The following is an 18844-nucleotide window of genomic DNA, read 5'->3' as shown; positions in this document are numbered from 1 at the left end:
ACATTCGTTATTTACTGGCCCGTGTTTTGAATGTTTCGTACATTTAAAAAGCATTGTCTGGCTGCTATGGATACACTCACACATATTGCCCTGGGAGCTTGCATAGGAGAAGCTTTCCTTGGAAAAAAGATCGGCCGTAAAGCGATGCTTTGGGGAGCATTGGCGCAGAGCGCTCCGGATATCGATTTTGTTGGTGCTTTCTGGCTGAACACAACCGAGAACCTGCTCGGTCACCGGGGCTTTACTCATTCCATTTTATTTGCTGCTGCGGCTGCTGTTTTACTGGCACTGATTGCCGATCGCGTACACAGGCCGCATGATATCCGTACCCGTACCTGGTTTCTTTTCTTTGGTGTGGAGGTATTTGGACATATTTTCATTGATGCTTTCAATAATTACGGCGTTGGCTGGTTCGAGCCATTCAGCCATCATCGTTTTTCGTTCAATGCGATCTATGTGGCTGACCCGTTCTTTTCCATCTGGCCGGGTATTGCCTGCATAGCACTGATCTTTCTGAGGCGAACCAGCCGTGCAAGAAATGCCTGGTGGAAGTTCGGGATCGGTCTTTGTTCTTTTTACCTGCTCTATTGTCTCTTCAACAAAATAAAGATCACACGGGAAGTGGATGAGATCGTTGCGAGGCAAGGTATTCCCCACCAGCGTTATTTTACAACTCCCGCACCTTTGCAGAATTGGTTATGGTATGTGGTAAGCGGGAACGACAGCGGCTATTATGTAGGCTACAGGTCTGTATTCGACAGTCGTAAACAAATGGATTTTCATTTCTTCCCCGCTAACCGCTACCTGCTCGAAACAGATAGTCTGCGTCATGATCCCGACCTGCAGAGACTGAAACGTTTTGCCCAGGAATTCTATACGGTGGAAAAATGGAGCGACACACTCGTATTCAACGACCTGCGTTTCGGACAGGAAGTAGGCTGGTTCGATCCCGCAGGTAAATTCGCATTTCATTATTACCTGAGCCTGCCCGGCGATAATACGCTTGTGGTACAACGTGGCCGCTTCGCAGGCTGGAACCGTGCTGCATTCAAAAGCATGGGGCAACGGATTACAGGCAACTGATTATTTATGATCAAAAGTAACAAGTCTGAACATCAGCCTTACAAGCTGGTAAGAGAGCCATAATACAAACTGACGCAGCGGGCTTCTTGCCTTTTCTACCTGTTCCCGTGTAATATGTTCACAATCTGCCTTAATGATCTCATCGATCATTCCTGACGCCCGTTTCGCAAGCATTTTATCCCTGATGTCAAGATTCAGTTCTATACTGCCGTAAGCGCTGAGGTCATTGATATTGTAAGATCCGACCGTAAGCCACTCCTTATCACAGATCGCCAGCTTGCCATGAAGGATATTCCGTGTGTATTCGTAAATGTCTACGTTATTGCGCAATAACCAGTCATACATGAACCGTTCTGCATTCTTGGATAACTTTACATCAGACATGCCGGCCATGATCACACGGACTTTTACCCCACGTTTTACCGCGCGTTCAATATATTTTTTCATTTTGGCACCCGGAATGAAATAACTGCAGAGGATGGTTATTTCATTTGAAGAAGTAGTGAAGATCTCGCCGTAAGTTTTGGATACCTGGTTTCTGTGCCGCAACCAGTCGTTACGGCTGATGCGTACGGCACTGTGACCAAATGAAGGATCATAAGCCGGAGGCGGAGACACCGGCCTGAAATTGCCGGGAAGCGGAGCGATGCCTTTCCATGTTCTGAGACAGATGCTGAACAGTTCCTGTGCTGCAGGTCCTTCCACATGCACGGCAAAATCGAGCCAGGCAGGTTTGCCGTTGATGTCATTGTATTTATTGCTCACATTCACACCGCCCACCAATGCACAGCTGTTGTCGATGGCAACCACCTTATGATGCAGGCGCCGGCCGAAATAAAATTCACGGCTTTTAAAGAAAGGCTGAAAGAACCTGAAATGTATACCTGCATCTTCCAGTTCCTGCAGGAAATCCTTTGGCAATGATTGTGATGCATAACCATCTACGAGCAGGAATACACATACTTTCCTGGCAGCGGCTTCTTTAAGTGCATCGGCAATGGCCCGGCCGGTTTCATCTGCGTCGAAAATATAAGTCTGGAAATGGATCGTATGTGATGCGCCGCTGATCATCCTGCGGAGCAGATCAAAATAATCCGCACCGCCGCGTATAAGTTTTGTTTTATTAGCTATGCTGAACTGCCGCGTTTTTTTTCGGCGGCTTCCCATGGTTCGGCGCATCTTCTGTAAAGGCATTAGTGATACGGATTTTTATAAAAAACCATACCACTAATGTAACTTTTTAAAAGATACGATCCTGCAATCAGCGTTTACTGTTCTTCACAAGTCTGCTCACACGGTACACAAAAAATGCACAGACAACAACAACAGCTGATACCACAAAGCCCAGTGTGTCGTAATGCTCCAGCGGACTTGATTTGGTCGGCTGGTATACGATCAGGCCAGCGCATACAGCTGCAATGCCTCCCGCCATCGACTGCAGTGATGAGTTGATGCTCATGAATGCGCCCCGATCCTGGAGTTCAGGGATACTGGTGGTAAGGGTAGTAGCCGGGATCATACGGCTCATAATACCCATGAACATGACCATATTGATCACAATGATCTCCCACAGCGGCACGGGTGTGAGATGGGTATAAAAGATGATCATCACAATGGCGATCACTGAACCGCCAGCGAACAACGCGAACTTGTCGATACGGTCACTTAGTTTTCCGATAACCGGCATGATCACGATCGAACTAAGTCCTGTAAGCATAAAGATCAGCGGCAGCTGATCCTGGTGGATCCGGATATTGTTGATGAGGAACGCACTGCCGAAAGGCATGAGCATAAAACCTCCCACACTCATTAATGCTGTGGCTGCAAAACCTGTCTGGTATCTTTTTTTAGATAGAGTATGCCATAAATGCAGCAGTGGGTTTTTATCCGATTGCAATGCCAGGTGTTGGGTTACGGGTTTCAGTTTTACCAGGATCGCAAGACCGATCAATGCCGCCAGTACTACGATCATCAGGAAGGAGCTATGCCAGCCCCAGCGGTTGGCAAAATAAAGCCCGATGGGAATACCAAGCACCTGGCTGGCCGCAAACGACATCTGTACAAAACCCATTACCCGACCGCGCTGGTGCACGCTGAACAGATCTGCAATGATCGCCAGCGAGATCGCACCGATCACACCGCCGAACAGCCCGGTTACGATACGTGCAAGCAGGAGCATGTGATAGTTCGCTGCCATGGCGCAGAAAAAAGTGCCTAAGATGAAGCCTGCATAGAAGAACAACAGCAGTTTTTTCCTGTCGAACTTGTCTGCAAAACCAGCCGCCAGTATCCCTGAAGCACCTGCACTGAACGCATAGCTGGATACCACAAGGCCGAAATTGGATGTACTCATATTGAGTGATTTCATCAGGATATCACCCAATGGCGATAATACCATGAAATCGAGGATAATGGTGAATTGTAATAAAGCAAGGACAGCTACCACAAATTTCTGGTAACCGGTAAACGGGGGTGGGGTTGTAGTTTGTTGTTCCATAAAAGGATTATAAAAGCTCAGCACACTGGAATCCGGCGCTGTTTACGAGATGAATAATATTGTCTGTACAAAGACTGTAAGAGATCACACGCAACACGCGGTCGATGTCTTTCATGTCAACTGTCCAGGATTCGATACCTTCCACTTCATGCAGGGTCCGGTGCAGCAGGATCCGGTCGAGTTCCGTCTGCACGTTCGTTTTGAAAATAAAGATATGTTCGGGATTAATGCTCATAGGTTAAGTTTTGGTATGCAGGTATGTTATTGTTTTTTCAAGGCACGTAATACCAGGTCGAAAGTCTGCCAAAGCATTTCTTCCGTCATGGCAAATTTCTTCCCGCCCACACTTTGTCCTTCATGATGAAAACGCAGCAGGGTATACAGCGGCCCGAATGCAACACACCAGTATACTTCCAGCGGCAGTTCATCGATCTCACCATTCTCGATGGCATTGGAAAGGAACTGGCTCATAACCGGACGAAGCTGGTCTGCAATATGCCGGAAGATCTTCTCCTGGAAATATTCCGTCGATTTCAACTGTTCCAGAAAATGGGCGCTGAGCGGATATTGGGTGATAAAACCGCTGCGATTCTTCCATTGCTGCCTTAATCCGGTTGCGAAATCCGATGCAGGATCAAAGCCCTCCAGCATCGTGGTGCACATGTGCTGCGCTTCTTCAAGCGCAATACTCAGGATCAGGTCGTCCTTGTCGCGATAGTAGATATAAAGTGTGGCAACTGAAACATTACAGGCTTTGGCCAGCTTGTTCATGCTGAAGCCATCAATGCCATACTGCACCAGGTGCTCCATGGCTTTCTGCTTTACCAGCTGCTCTTTTTCTGTATTGCGGGTTCGCATAGGCAAATATAAGTGAACGATCGCTTATTTATTGTTCAGGCTGGAATAAATTTTTCTCAAGGATAAAAAAGATCTATATGGAGATATATAAAACTGATCCGGGACCTAAGCAGGATGAAACCGCAGCCCCTGAAACGATCGACCGGCCCGAAAAAGAAGAAGGGGAGCGTCATGGTGAGCTCGATAGTGATATTGCTGAACATGAATTGCTGCCGGATACAGACCGCATCGAGGAGAAATGAACTGCTCAGAACAAACTGGTCTGGCTGTAAACCGGAACGGGAGCGGGTATCGGTTCATTGCTGTTGCGGACTTCAAATACCGCAGTTTCTTCAAAGCGTGAGGCAACGATCACTTCCGTATTTCCACGGTGTGCACGGAAAAGGTCGGCAACAATTTCCGGTGTATTATTGTTTTTGGAAAGGTGCGCCAGCAGCAGATGGCTCATATAGGCAGGCCTGTGCTGAAGGAACAGCTGTAATGCCTCATCATTGGAAAGATGCCCGTTTCCACCGCTGATCCTTTTTTTCAGGTGATATGGATAACCGCCGTTGAAGAGCATGTCCCTGTCGTAGTTGGCTTCCAGGAAAGCCGCATGGCAATTTTTGAAATAGCGGGTCACCTGCTCGCAGCAACGGCCTATATCCGTGAAAATACCGATGTTCACCGCATTGCCCGATACCATAAAACTATGCGGATCGCCGGCATCGTGGTATTTGGTAAACGCATGAATGGTCAGTGTGCCGATGGTGACCGGTTCTGCGGCCCGGAAGGAAACCGTTGTTTCGAGTTCCAGTCCGGAGTACTGTAATGTATGATCTGTAATATAAACCGGCAGTTTGAACTTTTTGGAGAGAACCCTTACACCTGCAATATGATCGCTGTGCTCATGCGAAATGAAGATGGCTTTCACGCGCGACATGGGCAATCCGAGCCGTTTCATTCTCTTCTCCGTTTCCCTGCAGGATATCCCGGCGTCGATCAGTACGGCTTCACTGTTATTACCGATATAATAACAATTGCCGTTGCTCCCGGAATTCAATGAGGCGATGAATAATGACATAAGCTGAACGGCAAAAATAACAGTTAGGACCCGCTTCACATATATTCTTCAGAATAGAATATATAAGGCTGTGTATTTCCGGGAATTTATCAATTAAGGCATCTGGTTCAGGCCATGGTTCATGGCATAGACGATCAGACCGGATTTACTTTTTACATTCAGTTTGCGGGCCAGTTTTTTACGGTAATCGTCTACGGTTCTCGGACTCAGGTACATTTTGGCTGCGATCTCCTGGTAGGAGAGTTCCTGGCATAACAACGCAAGGAAGAGTCTTTCCTTGTCGGTAAGGTTAACGGCTTTTTCTTCATGCGAAAGAATATTCTTTTTGATACCGCTGAAGATCTTGGCAGATAAGGCTTCCGGCAGGTAAACACCTTTGTCGATGATAGCATCGATCGCTTCCTTCATCTTTTCCGGGTCTACATTTTTGGTAATATAGCCATGTGCGCCTGCCTGGATCATTTTAAGAATGGTCGTTTCATCGCTGTACATGGACAATGCCATGATCTTGATCTGCGGAAAATGCGCACTGACCCATTGGGCCGTTTCAAGTCCGTTTTTGCCAGACATATTCACATCCAGTATCAGTACATCGGGGATCTTGTGATCTTTCAGGTGGCTGATCACTTCATTTCCATTATCCACATCAAACAGGGCTTCAAACCTGTCGTAGGTCAATAGTAATTTTAACAACCCTTTCCTTAACAAAATATGATCATCTGCTATGCCAATTGATATTTTCTTCTTCATCATAGATGTCTTAGTTGTCGTTTACGTCTCCGGTATAAATATACTTATCGTAGTCCCTATCTGCAAAACACTTTTAATACTGACCCTGCCGTTGAAGAGACTTGCTCTCGATTGTAAACTTCTGAGTCCGATCCCGTTAAATGCGGGCTGATGGGAGTTTTCAGTGTCAAAATTAAATCCTTTTCCGTTGTCGGAAATTTCAATATGGATACCATCGTCCATTTTAACAATACGTAATTCTACGTTCTTTGCCGAAGCATGTTTAATGATGTTGCTCATGATCTCCTGGAACATCCTGAACAGCAGCAGGTGTGTATTGGCAGACAGGATACCGGCATCGGCATATTCCAGGTTGTTTTCCACGGTGATGCTGAATATTTTTTTCTGCGCAAAAAGCTCCAGTTCATACTGCATGGCTGCAAAAGCTCCCATTTCCGTAATCCTTTCCGAATGCAATCCGCGGGAAAGCTGTGAAATATCTTCTATTGCCTTCTTTACCAGGTCTTTTGTGTCTTTCAGCAGATCCGCAGCAGGTGCTTCCATCGGCATATTCTGCAGCAGGGAAATATTTACATTGGCCAGCAGCATGATCTGGCCGATATTATCGTGGATCTCCTGGGAAATATTTTTAAGGATGTCTTCCTGTATTTCCAGTTGAGTGCGGAGCATTTCCTTTTCAAAACTGCTTTTCAGGTTCTGGATCTCTTTTTCCTGCAGCAGTTTTCTTTTCTGGTATAATAATAAAATGGTGATAATAAAGCCGATCAGTGAGATGGCAATAATAATATTGGCTAGGAACTGGGTGTAGATTTCCGGATACTGATTCGGCATATAAACGCAATAATGAACAAAATATATAACATTGAGTTCAGGAAACGCAACATGTGCAAAGAATTATTGATCACGGCGCGTGATAACACAGACATATAATTAATGATGCCAAGGATGGAAACGGAAGACGTGAAAAAGAAAATGATACCCGTGCTGATCCAGAATGATGGCTCCCGCAGGAGGTTCAGCCGCGCCGAACTTTTAAAAATGGAATAAAAGTACATGATACCGAGTGCCATCATCAGCAGGCTGCATAAGGTATAAGTGTAAGTATGAAAAACATTGTAACCCTGTATGAAAAAAATGTTCACAAGACATACTGCAGGGATGATGTACAATAATTTTCCCGTGATCCTGCGGCTGAACTGGCCCGGTGTGGCTGCATAAAAGAAATAGGTAAAAAAGACGAACTGTACGATGGAAAAAGCATTGAACAACGCTGCATTGTTCCCCTGCTGACGGGCCATCATCACACCCGCATATTCCGTAATAAAACCCAGCAGCAACATATAGGGAAGCAGTTTCAGGTAAGCGGGGTGCCTGTACCTGAACGTAGCAAGGAATCCAATGATAATGGCGGATACCAGGATCTGCCGGTCGATCGTCATTTCCATAAAAAACTCCCGCTACAATTTATAGCGGGAGTAAATATACATGTTCAGCTGATGGGATCAGAATACAATCATATTTTCTTTATTGTCGATCAGTGAAATGCCGATTGAACCCATTTCACCATCATCGCCGATGGTGCCGCAATAAGGCGGGCAAAGACTTCCGTAATTAAAGGCCAGGATCTCAGATCCTGTTTCGCCCTGGATATAAATGTCTTTGTTCGCAGGAATACCAGCCGCGGAGGTTTTTTGTTTTGTTGCAACCAGTACCACCGTCTGCCTGCCCTGGAAAACCGGATCACCCGCGAAATCTGCTGCGTAAACACCGTAGTACATTTTAATGCCGTCAGCACCATGTTCCCTGGCTTCCGCAATAAAGGCTTCCAGTTCTTCCAGTCCGTACCAGGTACTCAAAGCATCTTCTTTACCCAGTTTGTTGCTGTTGTGGATCCATCTTTCTTTTTTGTAATTCCTGATGAGTTCGTCTACGTGTTTTGTGTTAACTTTTTTACCGTGATTGATAACAGTTGTGGTTGTCATAAAGATAGCTTTTATGGGATGATTTAATCAGCCCAAGCTACTTGCGTGATCAGGAATAAAAACTTCGTAATAAATTGATTTATATGAAATTATGTTAAAAGAAAATACGTAATATAATATGGATCAAATCTATTGTTGTGAATATGATAGTAAAATACCGTTTTATTGCGCAATTAATACCGTTTTATTTACGCTAAACCCGTGGTGATTACGGATATGTTTTCCCGGTGTATAACGGTAGTTTTCTTCGTATATCCGTAAGATCTGCAATAATCTTACCTGAATCGATTGTCAGAAACTATAATTATTTAATAAATCCTACCAGTCTTTGCAGAGACGCCTCTTTGGGTTCGGTGCCAGGCGGAGCCCAGGCAATCAAAAATGATGCGCAGCACATTTTGATAGAAGCCAAAGAAGCGTTGGCGCAAAGACGAGGCCCAGCGGCCTGAGCGACCAGAAGTACTGAAGTGAGTGAAGTTCGAACACTCATGTGGCTGCTTAAAACTATCCGATAACCACATGTAATTATAGGATCAACTGCCATTGCAACAACCAGGATAACCCACTAAGCAGCAACCATACGAACCACCACCGGAGAGGCAGCCGGAGCGAGACAACTGTTTTATAGTGCAGCCCGGCAGTCACAATAACCGATAATCCGATAGCAACAATGAGCTGATGCAGACCGCTCACATGAACAGGCAGGAACGGTATGAGGTAATAACTCAGCAATAACACCGACGCCCAGAGTGAGGTTATGGACAGCTTACGAAGAAACGCAGGCCGCAGTTGTTGTGGCAGGAGCCTGGATGAAAACACCGCGGCAGCCCATTTCCCCAGTGCAATAATCCCGGAAAGCCACATCGCCTTGATATGATCATAAAGCCAGAAACGCCCGAGGATAAAAAACACAGTAATGGCAGCTGAGATGATAAAACAACAGCAGCTGAATAGTGTAGATTTATTTGCGTTCATTATCGGACCGGAATTTGAATTGGTCAAATATAGCCGGTGCCGCATCCGGCCATATACCCGGTTCTGGGTATGTTGTGCATGGATTGCCGATGCGGTTGAATATTTGGTTAAACCTGTTAATGGACCTCTCCGGGAATCAATAACGGGCTTCTGTGGATAAATACAGGAAAATCGCGCTTCCTTCAGCGATAGTTCTTAAGTTTACGCAAAATAGACCTGCATGAAAAAGCTGAACATATTATTGTTGATCCTGTTTTTATCCGGAAGCCTGAAACTGGTTGCACAGGATAAACCTGATTTCTGGGACGATGTCCAGGTGATCAAACAATACGATAAAATGTTCAGCCAGCCGAAGGGCGCAATCCTGTTTACCGGGAGTTCTTCCATCAGGCTCTGGTCCGACCTTGGTTCTATGTTCAGGAATTACACGGTGATCAACCGTGGTGTGGGCGGCGCTGTTACCAATGATATCGATCGTTATGTGGAAGATATCATCGTTCCTTACAAACCCCGCCAGATCGTGCTGTATATCGGCGAGAACGATGTACTCAAAGCGCCGAACGGAGATACCATTTTTCTTCGCTTCAAAAAATTATTCGAACATATCCGTTCCCGTCTGCCGGATGTACCGGTGGTATATATCGCTATCAAACCCAGTCCGTCACGTGTGCAGTACCTGCCCGTTGCCATCCGTGCCAATGAGCTTATCAGCGCTTACCTGAAGGAGCAGACACATACGGCTTTTGTGGATGTGTTCAAACCCATGCTGGATGCCAAAGGACAACCCCGGCCTGAGCTGTTCAAGTCTGATATGTTGCATATGAATACCGAAGGTTATAAGATCTGGCAGAAGCTTATACAACCTTTACTGATCAAAGAGAAATAAGATCAGTTCTTTAAACCCGCGATAATATTAATGGTAAGCGCCACCACGAAAGTATTGAGCAGGAAGGATAACAGCCCGTGTAGCAATACAACCCGCCTTACCAGTTTTGTCTGCACTTCCACATCAGATACCTGGAAAGTCATGCCGATCACAAAAGCGAAATAAGCAAAGTCAAGATAGTCAGGCTTGTCCTCTTCGGGGAAATTCAACGCCGGCGCCTGTTTTTTTTCAGCCGCATCCGGTTTGTTATAATACAGGTACCCGTAATGAATAGTGAAAATGGTGTGCACCATTGCCCACGAAAGCAGCATGCCGCCCACGGCTGAAAGAATGGTCAGTGTTTGTGATGTATTGCCCTGGTCGGAAACAATCAGCTCCAGTACCGTGAACAGGCTTCCGAAAGAGCCGAGCAATACCAGCGCAAACACAATCATGCGGCTGCCATCTTCTTCTTTGGCATGGGCCCTGATCATGGCCGGTGTGCGTGTAAAGATCACAATCCAGGTAGTAACGAGATACGAAAAAGCAAAAGCGCTCCAGGAAAAGATCAGCACAAGTCCCGCCTGGAAATCTCCCTTCCTGGTGAGCCAGCCTGCTATTCCCGCCAGGATCACAGAGATCAGGATGCGCTGAAGCGGATGCATCCTCAGAAAAATATTGCCCGGTTCCCGTTTACCTCCTCGCTGCATAACTGTAATTAGAACCAGAAATTACGCTTTTTTGAATAGCCGGGATTAAAATCCTGTTAGTCAGGCACAAATTATTTGGCGATCTGGATAAAGCTGGGTAATATTGGTCACCCAATAATTGGTTAACCAATTATTGGGTGACCAATTGCTAATTTATTGCCATATGGAAATTGTAAACGACGTTTTTGAGAACATTAAGGCTATTCAGATTGAAAGTCCTTCAGACAAGATCATCCGTCAGCTCAAACAACTGATCACTTCAGGCCAGCTGAAACCTGGCGACCGGCTTCCTTCCGAACGCCTGCTTTCCGAACGATTCGGCGTGGGCCGCAGTTATGTCCGCGAAGCGATCATGAAACTGGAATTCTACGGTCTGCTGAAAACATCTCCCCAGAGTGGTACTTACGTGGCAGGGTACGGTATCAAGATCCTCGACAGTATCATCAGCGATATCATCAAGATCAACAAAGACGATTTCGGTTCCCTGATCGAAGCGCGGTATTATATGGAAATGACTTCGGCCAGGCTCGCAGCGGAAAGAAGAAGTGAAGACGATATCCGCGAACTGAAAGCGGCTGTAAACGATTACAACGAAAAGATCGCGCAGGGTCAGGAAGGTGCGGAAGAGGACATGCTGTTCCATATCAAAATAGCGAAAGCTACAAAGAACACCGCGATAGAATCGATGGTGCTGATCCTTTCGCCGGACATCATCCGTTATAAGATCGAAACGGATGTCTGCAAGCGCGACCTTGAAACAATGGCGATGAAACAGCATGAAGATATCCTTGATGCCATCATCCGGCAGGATGTCAAAGCTGCGGAACTGGCCATGGCCACACACCTCGACAAAATACTCCGCGCCAGTAAACAACAATTCATGAACAATAAAGATGTGCTTGAGTTTTAATGCAGGCCATTAAAGATTGCTATAACGACTAATTCACCATAACTAAAGATTGCCCTTATGAAAATTGCCTTAACCCCCGGGAGAAGTCTCTTTCTTCTGCCCCTGCTGCTGTTTTCCTGTCTCGCAGGAATAGCCCAGCAGCCTAAACTGACTGTAGCCGGTAAAGTAATATCGGCAGAAACAAGCCTGCCATTATCAGGCGCCAGCATTACCATTAAAGAAACCGGCAAAGGCGGAACAACTGATTCGGCCGGTAATTTTTCCATCAAAGTGGATAAAGGTCAGTCGCTCGTGATCGGCTATATCGGCTTTGAGAGCAAAGAATACAAGATCAACGCAGACCAGCGCCTGTCGGTATCGCTTGTTACTGTAGCAGCCACTTCTGAAGACGTAGTTGTGGTGGGTTATGGTACGCAGCGTAAATCGCATCTGACCGGTGCGATCTCGAAGTACAAGAACGACAGGCTGGATGAAACACCTGTATCGCGGCTCGACCAGGCATTACAGGGTAAGATTGCCGGTGTGCAGGTGCAGAACACTTCTTCGGAAGCAGGCTCTGCGCCAAAGATCCGCGTTCGTGGTCTGAGTTCTATCAATGCAGGCGCAGATCCGCTGGTAGTGGTAGACGGACAACCTGTTCCCGACGGTCTTGCCTATGTGAACATGGCCGATGTGGAATCGGTGGAAGTGCTTAAAGACGCCGCATCTTCAGCGATCTATGGTTCACGTGGTGCGAGTGGTGTGATACTGGTAACAACAAAGAGCGGTAAAGCGGAAAAAACAAAATACAATTTTAAATTCTCATCGGGCGCCAAATCTGCGTATGAAAGATACCCGATGATGAGTGTTACGGAATATACCAAGATGCTGTTCGACGAAGCTGCGCTGAAAGCAACGGATCCAAGTATTACCGCTCCAACTGGTAACGCCATTGCAACAGCCGCCGAAAGAGCTGCTTACGTGATAGAGAATACACTGATGGGTGGTAAGCCGACCGACTGGCAATCGCAGGCTTTACGTACCGGCAAGGTGCAAAACATTCAGCTGAATGCATCTGGTGGTAAAAAAGAGATCCAGTACTTCATCTCCGGTGCTTACCAGAAAGATGAAGGAATGATGTATCACAGCGATTATGGCAAATACAGCATCCGTACAAGGGTCGATGCACAGTTAAGCAAACGTGTGAAACTTTCCATTAACCTGAACCCTTCTTATGCAAAAAGAGAAAGGCCTTCTGTGAACTATATCGATTTTGTGCGCTTTATGTCTTACCTGCCGGTATACCATACCGATGCAACAGCTGCATTTGCAAACCAGGTAACGCAATGGGCAAATATAAAGCCTGGTGATTTTGCACAGGCGCGTCACTTCAACGGGCGTGTATACAGCGGCCTGATGCCTGATGGCAGCAACTGGGTGAATACTGCTGCGTCCGATCCTTTTGCTACGGCGAACAATACACCTAAGTCCATCATGGAAACACGTACCATCACTTCCAATGAATACAGAGTGCAGGGTTCTGCTGATCTTACCGTGAATATCCTGCCGGGTCTCGATTTCAAATCAATGGCAAGTTCTTATGTGAATTATACCACCGGTCTTGATTTCGCCAAAAAGAACTCCAGCAACGATGGTGTGGTAAGTAAAGGCATATACAACAACCGCATGTACATAGATCTGCTCAGTGAAAATACGTTCACGTATAACAAGAAGATCAAAGAACATTCATTCAATGTGCTGGCTGGTTTTACAGCACAGAAGACCATGATCCGCGATGAGCAGATCACCGGTCTCGATTACCCCAGCGACAATATCACTACCCTGAATACTGCACTGCAGATCGATAAAGCCAATTCTTACAATACAAAGAACCAGATCGGGTTGTTGTCTTACCTGGGCCGTATCAGCTATAGTTATGCCAATAAATACCTGGTGTCTGCCAGCTACCGTTCAGACGGAAGCTCCTATTTTGCGCCGGGTAAGAAATGGGGCTCATTCCCTTCATTGTCGCTTGGCTGGGTTGCCTCCGAAGAAAAATTCCTGCAGGATGTTGAATGGATCAGCAGGCTGAAACTCCGCGGCAGCTACGGTGCTACAGGTAATAACAGGATTACGGATTTTGCATTCGTTGACCTGCTGTATGCTGCCAATTATCCTTTCGGTACCGGTACGGGAACTGTAACTTCCGGTCAGGCTCCTTCTACCACCATACTTTCCAATCCTGATGTTACCTGGGAAAGAACATTCCAGTACAACTTCGGTCTCGACCTTGCCCTTTTCCGTAACCGCATCAGTCTTTCAGTGGATATGTACCAGTCTAAAACTGACCGCCTGCTGCTGCAGCAATCCGCCATGGCTTTCACAGGTGTGCCGCTCAGCTGGAACAACATAGGAAGCCTGCAGAACAAGGGGCTTGAGATTGAAGTGACATCGAACAATATCACTACCAAAAATTTCAAATGGACCACCACAGCCAATATCGCATTCAATAAGAACAAAGTACTTGAACTGGGCAGCGAAGCTTACCTGCTGAACCAGGGCGAGCGTACCGAGCTTTATATGAACCGCGTAGGTGATCCGCTGATCCAGTATTATGGTTACAAAACAGACGGCGTATGGCTTTCACAGGCGCAGATCAATGACGCCAAGGCAAAAGGGCTGACCAGCAACCTCAGCAACTTGTTTGTGCCGGGCGGCCTGAAGCTGGTTGATCTGAACGGTGATAATGTGATCGATGATAAGGACCGCACCACATTAGGTTCGCCTTATCCTGACTTTACTTATGGTATCACCAACAATCTTAACTACAAATCTTTCGACCTGAGCTTTACCATTCAGGGCGTACAGGGCGGCAAGCTGGTGAACGGCGATCCGAACTATAATGAAACCAAGCGCTACAACAGGAATTATAACACCAACCGATGGCTGAGTCCTTTGTATCCGGGAGATGGCAAAACGCCTTATTCAACTGTTGGGTTCAACTGGATGCTAACCGATTATGTGATTGAAGATGCGTCTTATTATGCATTGCGTGAAGTGATCATTGGTTATACATTGCCGAAATCTGTTGCGAAAGCAGCTCATCTCAGCTCGCTCCGTGTTTATTTCTCGGCGCAGAACCTGTTCTTCCAGTCGGCGAAGAATTACAGGGGTATCAATCCTGAAGCAAGGTTCAATACCGGTCCTTATGCGACACCACTTGTAGACGGCTACCAGCGCGGAAGCTTCCCGATGCCGAGAACAGTGCTGTTCGGACTTGATATCAACTTCTAATCCTCAAATGAAAAGACAATGAAACGTTATCATCAATATATCATCCTTCTTTTTTGCATAGCGATGACCGCATGCAATAAAGTGATAGATCTTTATCCGCAGTCGAACCTCAACACCGGAACCTACTATTCCAACCTGGAAGAAGTGCGTGCTGCACTTACCGGTTGTTATAACGGACTGCAGAAACCGATGGCTTCCGAATGGCAGTTTACCGAACTGCGCAGCGATAATACCAAGCAGGGAGTGCCCGGCAGTACGGCTTCAACCAACCGGGATCTGAGTGATCTTGACATGTTTGTACCCAGCACGTCGCATGCGGCTATTTATACTTACTGGCTGGCTACATACAACAATATCCATAATGTGAATCTGGTACTGCAGAAGTTAGGTGTGAGCTATGATGCGGCGGCAGGAACGATCAACTTCAATGCGATCAATATACCGATCGCAGATGGCGACAGGAAAAAACTTGCGGCAGAAGCGTTGTTCATCCGCGGATATCATTACTTCAATCTGGTTCGCTTGTTCGGCGGAGTGTTCCTGGTAACAGACCCGATCTCTCCGGCCGAAGCAAAGACAATGAACCGTGCATCTGTAGCGGATATATATAAGCTGATAGAAGCGGATATGAAAGCCGCAGCAGCCAATGGTATCAATACCAAATTTACTTTGATGGCGGCAGGCGATATCGGCAAGGCCAACAGCTGGGCTGCAAAAGGGTTGCTTGCAAAAGTTTATCTGACGATGAACCGTAAGTCAGATGCCATTCCATTGCTGCAGGATGTGATGACCAACAGTGGTTATTCACTGCAGGGAACTTATGCCAATGTATTTTCGGTTTCCAATGAAATGAACTCAGAGATCATCTTTGCAGTGCGTTATAAGGCTGGCGGTATAGGGCTGGGCTCACCATTTGCCAATGCATTTGCACCGCTGAGCAGTGGTTCGGCTGTAGTGAACGGAGATGGAAAAGGCCTGAATTATCCGACTGCTGAAATCGATACTGCATTTATCAGCACGGATGCACGCAGGGCTGTCAGCATCGGAGTATATGGCAGTGGCACAGCAGCAAAACTATATGTGAAGAAATATGTATCAACTGTTGCGGTGGCTGACGATGCGGAGAACGACTGGCCGGTATTGCGTTTTGCCGATATCCTGCTGATGCTTGCAGAAGCACAGGGTTTTGTGCCGAACAGTATATCGCTGATCAACCAGGTGCGGGCAAGATCATTACCCGTGGTTAATCCGGGGCCTGGTAACATTGCAGATTTTGAACAATTATTAGCGAACGAACGCAGACTGGAATTTGCATTCGAAAACCAGCGCTGGTTTGATCTTGTCCGTTTCAACACCACGCTTACCACCATCAAAGCGGAGCAGCGGATGAAAGATCACTTCGCGAACGAATACAATGCCCATTACAAGCTTTACACAGCACCTGCGCTTACACTTGCCGAGCTGCAGGGAGCCGTGGTGGCGAATAAGCTGATCCTGCCGATCCCGCAAAGAGAGATCGACAACAATACACAATTGAAAATTGCACAAAACCCTGGCTACTGATCTTTTGAATAAATGATTATGCGTAAACTGATTTTACATATTTGTTTGTTCCTGGTAATCTCGGCCGAAGCGCAGCCTGTCCGTAATCAGGCTGAGCTCGACAATGCGATCAGGAAAGCAACACCTGGGAGCAGGATCGTAATGGCCAAAGGTGAATGGAACAATACAGTGATTCTGTTTGAAGCAAAAGGTACCCCCGGATCCCCGATTGTGATAGAGGCCGAAGAGGCCGGTGCCGTAAAGCTCACCGGCAACTCTTCGCTTCGTTTTGCAGGAGATCACCTGGAAGTTCGCGGACTGCGTTTCACGAACGGTTTTACGCAGGCCGGTCCTGTTGTGGAATTCAGGAAAAACGATCAGTTGCTGGCAAATGATTGCAGGATCACGAATTGCGTGATTGAGGATTTCAGCAAGCCGGACCGGTTTACGAGCGACAGCTGGATCGTATTCTGGGGCAAGCGAAACCGGATGGATCACTGTACGATCGGCGACAAACTGAACATCGGCACCACACTCATTGTAGAGCTGAACGATGAGCGAAGCCAGCGTAATTTTCACCGGATCGACAGTAATCATTTTTACCGCAGATCAGTGCTTGGCTCGAATGGCGGTGAAGAGATCAGGGTAGGGGTATCGCGCTATTCGCTGACTCCCTCGAATACGATCATCGAACATAATTATTTCGAGAAAGTGAATGGCGAGGTAGAGATCATCTCGATCAAAAGCTGCTATAACACGGTATCCATGAACACGTTCTTCGAATGTGAAGGCGGACTGGTACTCAGGCATGGCGATCATAACGTGGTAACCGGCAACCTGTTCCTGGGTAACGGAAAACCTTTTACAGGTGGTATCCGTGTGATCAATCCGGATCAGACCGTGACCCATAACCTGGTGCTGAATGCCGCCGGTGTCAGGTTCCGATCTGCATTGGGGGTACTGAACGGCGTGCCCAATTCACAGATCAACCGTTATTTCCAGGTGAAAAACTCAACGATCAGCCGTAACAGTTTTATTGATTGTGCAGCGATCGTATTCGGCGCCGGTAAGGATAATGAAAGAACTGCTGCGCCGGAAAACGTGCTGTTCAGCGGTAATTATATCTCCGTGAAGAAAGGACCACTGTATGAAGATCTGAATAATGACGGCGGGATGATCATTAAAAATAACGGCACCGATGCTGTTACAGCCCCGAAAGGATTCGCAAAGATAAAAACCCGGCAGGTTGAATGGAATGGTATGCAATTGACATATCCTGCCGATACCAGCGTGGGGGCCGACCTGGCAAAAGTGGGTTATGTGGATAAAAGAAAAGTGGGCGCTGCTTATTTCAGAACGGAAGCAGCGGCTGAACCTGCGGGCAAAACGATCACAGTGAAACCAGAACAAAGCAAGCAATTGCCGGCTATTGTTGCCGGAGCAGGCGTTAATGATGTGATCCTGCTTACCGGTGGCGGCCGTTATGAAATGGATGCATCGCTCAAAGTAGATAAGAAGATCACGATCAGGGCTGATACGCGGACCGAGCTCGTACATGTAGGAGAAAAGTCACTCCCCGCGTTTATTATTATTGAGAATGGTGGCAGTCTTACGGTTTCCGGCATCTCATTCAACAGCGCCTGGCAGAGCTTTGGCGATGCACAGTCTGCGATTGTGCCTGCTGCTAAGAATATGAACAGACATTACCAGCTGGTAGTGAAGGATTGTGAATTCTATAATTTCAACGAAAGCAGTTACGCGAGTTTTAAAGCCGCAAAGGGGACATTCGCCGACAGCCTTGTTTTCGAAAATTGCCTGTTCCGCAATATGAGCGGTGCGGCAATTGATCTTTCTGCCGAAAGGGACGATAAGGGAATCTATAATGCAGAGAACGTAATTATACGTAATTGTATTTTTACGGATATGCTTGCCGGTGCTATCAATATTTACAGGGGCGGGAATGATGAAAGCACTACCGGCCCGTTTGTAACGATAGATCACTGTATTTTTAATAACGTTGAAAACCGTGAGCAGGGCTGCGTGGTCAAACTTCTGGGTGTGCAATATGCAAGGATCACCAACAGCATATTCAACCATAGCGGACAGGGTGGCCGGAGTATCTGGTTTGAAGAGATGGGCTGGGATGATATCAAAGTTGACCATTGCAATTTTTATGAAGCCGGCAGGGTACAAAGCTTCTATGGCCGCCTGATGGGGAAGAATAACAGTAAGCTCAATCCTATGTTCGTGAAGAATGATGAAAAGTTACAACTCCCTGCAGGCTCACAATTAAAGAATAAAGCTTCCGATGGCGGTGCGGTCGGTATTAAATAAAT

The 18844-nt window shown here is 46.7% G+C and carries 18 protein-coding genes; 7 read left to right on the top strand and 11 right to left on the bottom strand.

From position 1 onward, the window contains the following. The first annotated feature begins 66 nt into the window (after nt 1-66). Nucleotides 67-1083, top strand: coding sequence for a metal-dependent hydrolase (locus B5D42_RS11045; RefSeq protein ID WP_078831563.1), 1017 nt, complete (start codon nt 67-69; stop codon nt 1081-1083). Here the strand turns inward: B5D42_RS11045 and B5D42_RS11040 are convergent, their stop codons facing one another. The 4 genes from B5D42_RS11040 to B5D42_RS11025 form a co-directional block, all read right to left on the bottom strand. Beyond that, complete coding sequence (locus B5D42_RS11040) at nt 1084-2277, bottom strand: phospholipase D-like domain-containing protein (RefSeq protein WP_078831562.1); 1194 nt, start codon at nt 2275-2277, stop codon at nt 1084-1086. Between the two features lie 67 nt (nt 2278-2344). Then, the gene (locus B5D42_RS11035) at nt 2345-3580 is read right to left on the bottom strand and encodes an MFS transporter (protein WP_078831561.1); all 1236 of its coding nucleotides are present in this window, start codon (nt 3578-3580) and stop codon (nt 2345-2347) included. 7 nt (nt 3581-3587) lie between these two features. Next, entirely contained in the window at nt 3588-3815 is a 228-nt protein-coding gene (locus tag B5D42_RS11030) for a hypothetical protein (protein ID WP_078831560.1), read from the bottom strand. A 26-nt stretch (nt 3816-3841) separates the two neighbouring features. Further along, on the bottom strand, nt 3842-4438 hold the full coding sequence (locus tag B5D42_RS11025; RefSeq protein ID WP_078831559.1) for a TetR/AcrR family transcriptional regulator: 597 nt from the start codon (nt 4436-4438) through the stop codon (nt 3842-3844). Between the two features lie 77 nt (nt 4439-4515). Between B5D42_RS11025 and B5D42_RS17880 the strand changes: the two genes are divergently transcribed. Then, nucleotides 4516-4680: a hypothetical protein gene (locus B5D42_RS17880; protein WP_176112982.1), complete on the top strand. Its 165-nt coding sequence runs from the start codon at nt 4516-4518 to the stop codon at nt 4678-4680. 5 nt (nt 4681-4685) lie between these two features. On the opposite strand, the gene B5D42_RS11020 is transcribed toward B5D42_RS17880, so the two are convergent. From B5D42_RS11020 to B5D42_RS10995, 6 genes are all read right to left on the bottom strand, one after another. Then, nucleotides 4686-5501, bottom strand: coding sequence for an MBL fold metallo-hydrolase (locus tag B5D42_RS11020; RefSeq protein WP_078831558.1), 816 nt, complete (start codon nt 5499-5501; stop codon nt 4686-4688). Between the two features lie 93 nt (nt 5502-5594). Next, nucleotides 5595-6254 (bottom strand): response regulator transcription factor, encoded by a 660-nt coding sequence (locus B5D42_RS11015; protein WP_078831557.1) that lies wholly within the window; start codon nt 6252-6254, stop codon nt 5595-5597. 18 nt (nt 6255-6272) lie between these two features. Next, on the bottom strand, nt 6273-7082 hold the full coding sequence (locus B5D42_RS11010; RefSeq protein WP_078831556.1) for a sensor histidine kinase: 810 nt from the start codon (nt 7080-7082) through the stop codon (nt 6273-6275). Further along, entirely contained in the window at nt 7043-7696 is a 654-nt protein-coding gene (locus B5D42_RS11005; protein WP_139367113.1) for a hypothetical protein, read from the bottom strand. The genes B5D42_RS11010 and B5D42_RS11005 overlap by 40 nt, the downstream gene beginning before the upstream one ends. A gap of 57 nt (nt 7697-7753) precedes the next feature. After that, a complete protein-coding gene (locus B5D42_RS11000) occupies nt 7754-8233 on the bottom strand; it encodes a hypothetical protein (RefSeq protein ID WP_078831554.1) in 480 nt (159 codons plus the stop codon). 525 nt (nt 8234-8758) lie between these two features. Continuing rightward, nucleotides 8759-9208, bottom strand: a complete 450-nt coding sequence (locus B5D42_RS10995) for a hypothetical protein (RefSeq protein WP_078831553.1) — start codon at nt 9206-9208, stop codon at nt 8759-8761. A gap of 220 nt (nt 9209-9428) precedes the next feature. On the opposite strand from B5D42_RS10995, the gene B5D42_RS10990 reads away from it, so the two are divergent. Continuing rightward, nucleotides 9429-10094, top strand: coding sequence for a GDSL-type esterase/lipase family protein (locus B5D42_RS10990; RefSeq protein WP_078831552.1), 666 nt, complete (start codon nt 9429-9431; stop codon nt 10092-10094). A gap of 2 nt (nt 10095-10096) precedes the next feature. Here the strand turns inward: B5D42_RS10990 and B5D42_RS10985 are convergent, their stop codons facing one another. Next, nucleotides 10097-10783, bottom strand: a complete 687-nt coding sequence (locus tag B5D42_RS10985) for a DUF1345 domain-containing protein (RefSeq protein ID WP_139367112.1) — start codon at nt 10781-10783, stop codon at nt 10097-10099. Nucleotides 10784-10946: 163 nt separating this feature from the next. Here B5D42_RS10985 and B5D42_RS10980 point away from each other — a divergent pair, with 163 nt between their 5' ends. From B5D42_RS10980 to B5D42_RS10965, 4 genes are read left to right on the top strand one after another with little or no spacing between them, the layout of a single operon-like run. Continuing rightward, entirely contained in the window at nt 10947-11693 is a 747-nt protein-coding gene (locus tag B5D42_RS10980; RefSeq protein WP_078831551.1) for a FadR/GntR family transcriptional regulator, read from the top strand. Nucleotides 11694-11750: 57 nt separating this feature from the next. Beyond that, complete coding sequence (locus B5D42_RS10975; protein ID WP_078831550.1) at nt 11751-14966, top strand: SusC/RagA family TonB-linked outer membrane protein; 3216 nt, start codon at nt 11751-11753, stop codon at nt 14964-14966. Nucleotides 14967-14984: 18 nt separating this feature from the next. Then, nucleotides 14985-16529, top strand: coding sequence for a RagB/SusD family nutrient uptake outer membrane protein (locus B5D42_RS10970; protein WP_078831549.1), 1545 nt, complete (start codon nt 14985-14987; stop codon nt 16527-16529). 18 nt (nt 16530-16547) lie between these two features. Next, nucleotides 16548-18842: a chondroitinase-B domain-containing protein gene (locus tag B5D42_RS10965; RefSeq protein WP_245825652.1), complete on the top strand. Its 2295-nt coding sequence runs from the start codon at nt 16548-16550 to the stop codon at nt 18840-18842. Nucleotides 18843-18844: the final 2 nt, after the last annotated feature.

The sequence above is a fragment of the Sediminibacterium ginsengisoli genome (genome assembly GCF_900167075.1).
Classification (GTDB): domain Bacteria; phylum Bacteroidota; class Bacteroidia; order Chitinophagales; family Chitinophagaceae; genus Sediminibacterium; species Sediminibacterium ginsengisoli.
Note: the sequence above shows the minus strand (reverse complement) of the source record. Positions and strands in the feature narration are given on the sequence as shown.

Coding starts and splice junctions, on each gene's coding strand:
- B5D42_RS11015 (WP_078831557.1), bottom strand. CDS start 6,254: ATGATGAAGAAGAAAATATCAATTGGCATAGCAGATGATCATATTTTG.
- B5D42_RS10970 (WP_078831549.1), top strand. CDS start 14,985: ATGAAACGTTATCATCAATATATCATCCTTCTTTTTTGCATAGCGATG.
- B5D42_RS10965 (WP_245825652.1), top strand. CDS start 16,548: ATGCGTAAACTGATTTTACATATTTGTTTGTTCCTGGTAATCTCGGCC.
- B5D42_RS10980 (WP_078831551.1), top strand. CDS start 10,947: ATGGAAATTGTAAACGACGTTTTTGAGAACATTAAGGCTATTCAGATT.
- B5D42_RS10975 (WP_078831550.1), top strand. CDS start 11,751: ATGAAAATTGCCTTAACCCCCGGGAGAAGTCTCTTTCTTCTGCCCCTG.
- B5D42_RS11010 (WP_078831556.1), bottom strand. CDS start 7,082: ATGCCGAATCAGTATCCGGAAATCTACACCCAGTTCCTAGCCAATATT.
- B5D42_RS10990 (WP_078831552.1), top strand. CDS start 9,429: ATGAAAAAGCTGAACATATTATTGTTGATCCTGTTTTTATCCGGAAGC.
- B5D42_RS11035 (WP_078831561.1), bottom strand. CDS start 3,580: ATGGAACAACAAACTACAACCCCACCCCCGTTTACCGGTTACCAGAAA.
- B5D42_RS11030 (WP_078831560.1), bottom strand. CDS start 3,815: ATGAGCATTAATCCCGAACATATCTTTATTTTCAAAACGAACGTGCAG.
- B5D42_RS11025 (WP_078831559.1), bottom strand. CDS start 4,438: ATGCGAACCCGCAATACAGAAAAAGAGCAGCTGGTAAAGCAGAAAGCC.
- B5D42_RS11005 (WP_139367113.1), bottom strand. CDS start 7,696: ATGGAAATGACGATCGACCGGCAGATCCTGGTATCCGCCATTATCATT.
- B5D42_RS17880 (WP_176112982.1), top strand. CDS start 4,516: ATGGAGATATATAAAACTGATCCGGGACCTAAGCAGGATGAAACCGCA.
- B5D42_RS11045 (WP_078831563.1), top strand. CDS start 67: ATGGATACACTCACACATATTGCCCTGGGAGCTTGCATAGGAGAAGCT.
- B5D42_RS10985 (WP_139367112.1), bottom strand. CDS start 10,783: ATGCAGCGAGGAGGTAAACGGGAACCGGGCAATATTTTTCTGAGGATG.
- B5D42_RS11020 (WP_078831558.1), bottom strand. CDS start 5,501: ATGTCATTATTCATCGCCTCATTGAATTCCGGGAGCAACGGCAATTGT.
- B5D42_RS10995 (WP_078831553.1), bottom strand. CDS start 9,208: ATGAACGCAAATAAATCTACACTATTCAGCTGCTGTTGTTTTATCATC.
- B5D42_RS11000 (WP_078831554.1), bottom strand. CDS start 8,233: ATGACAACCACAACTGTTATCAATCACGGTAAAAAAGTTAACACAAAA.
- B5D42_RS11040 (WP_078831562.1), bottom strand. CDS start 2,277: ATGCCTTTACAGAAGATGCGCCGAACCATGGGAAGCCGCCGAAAAAAA.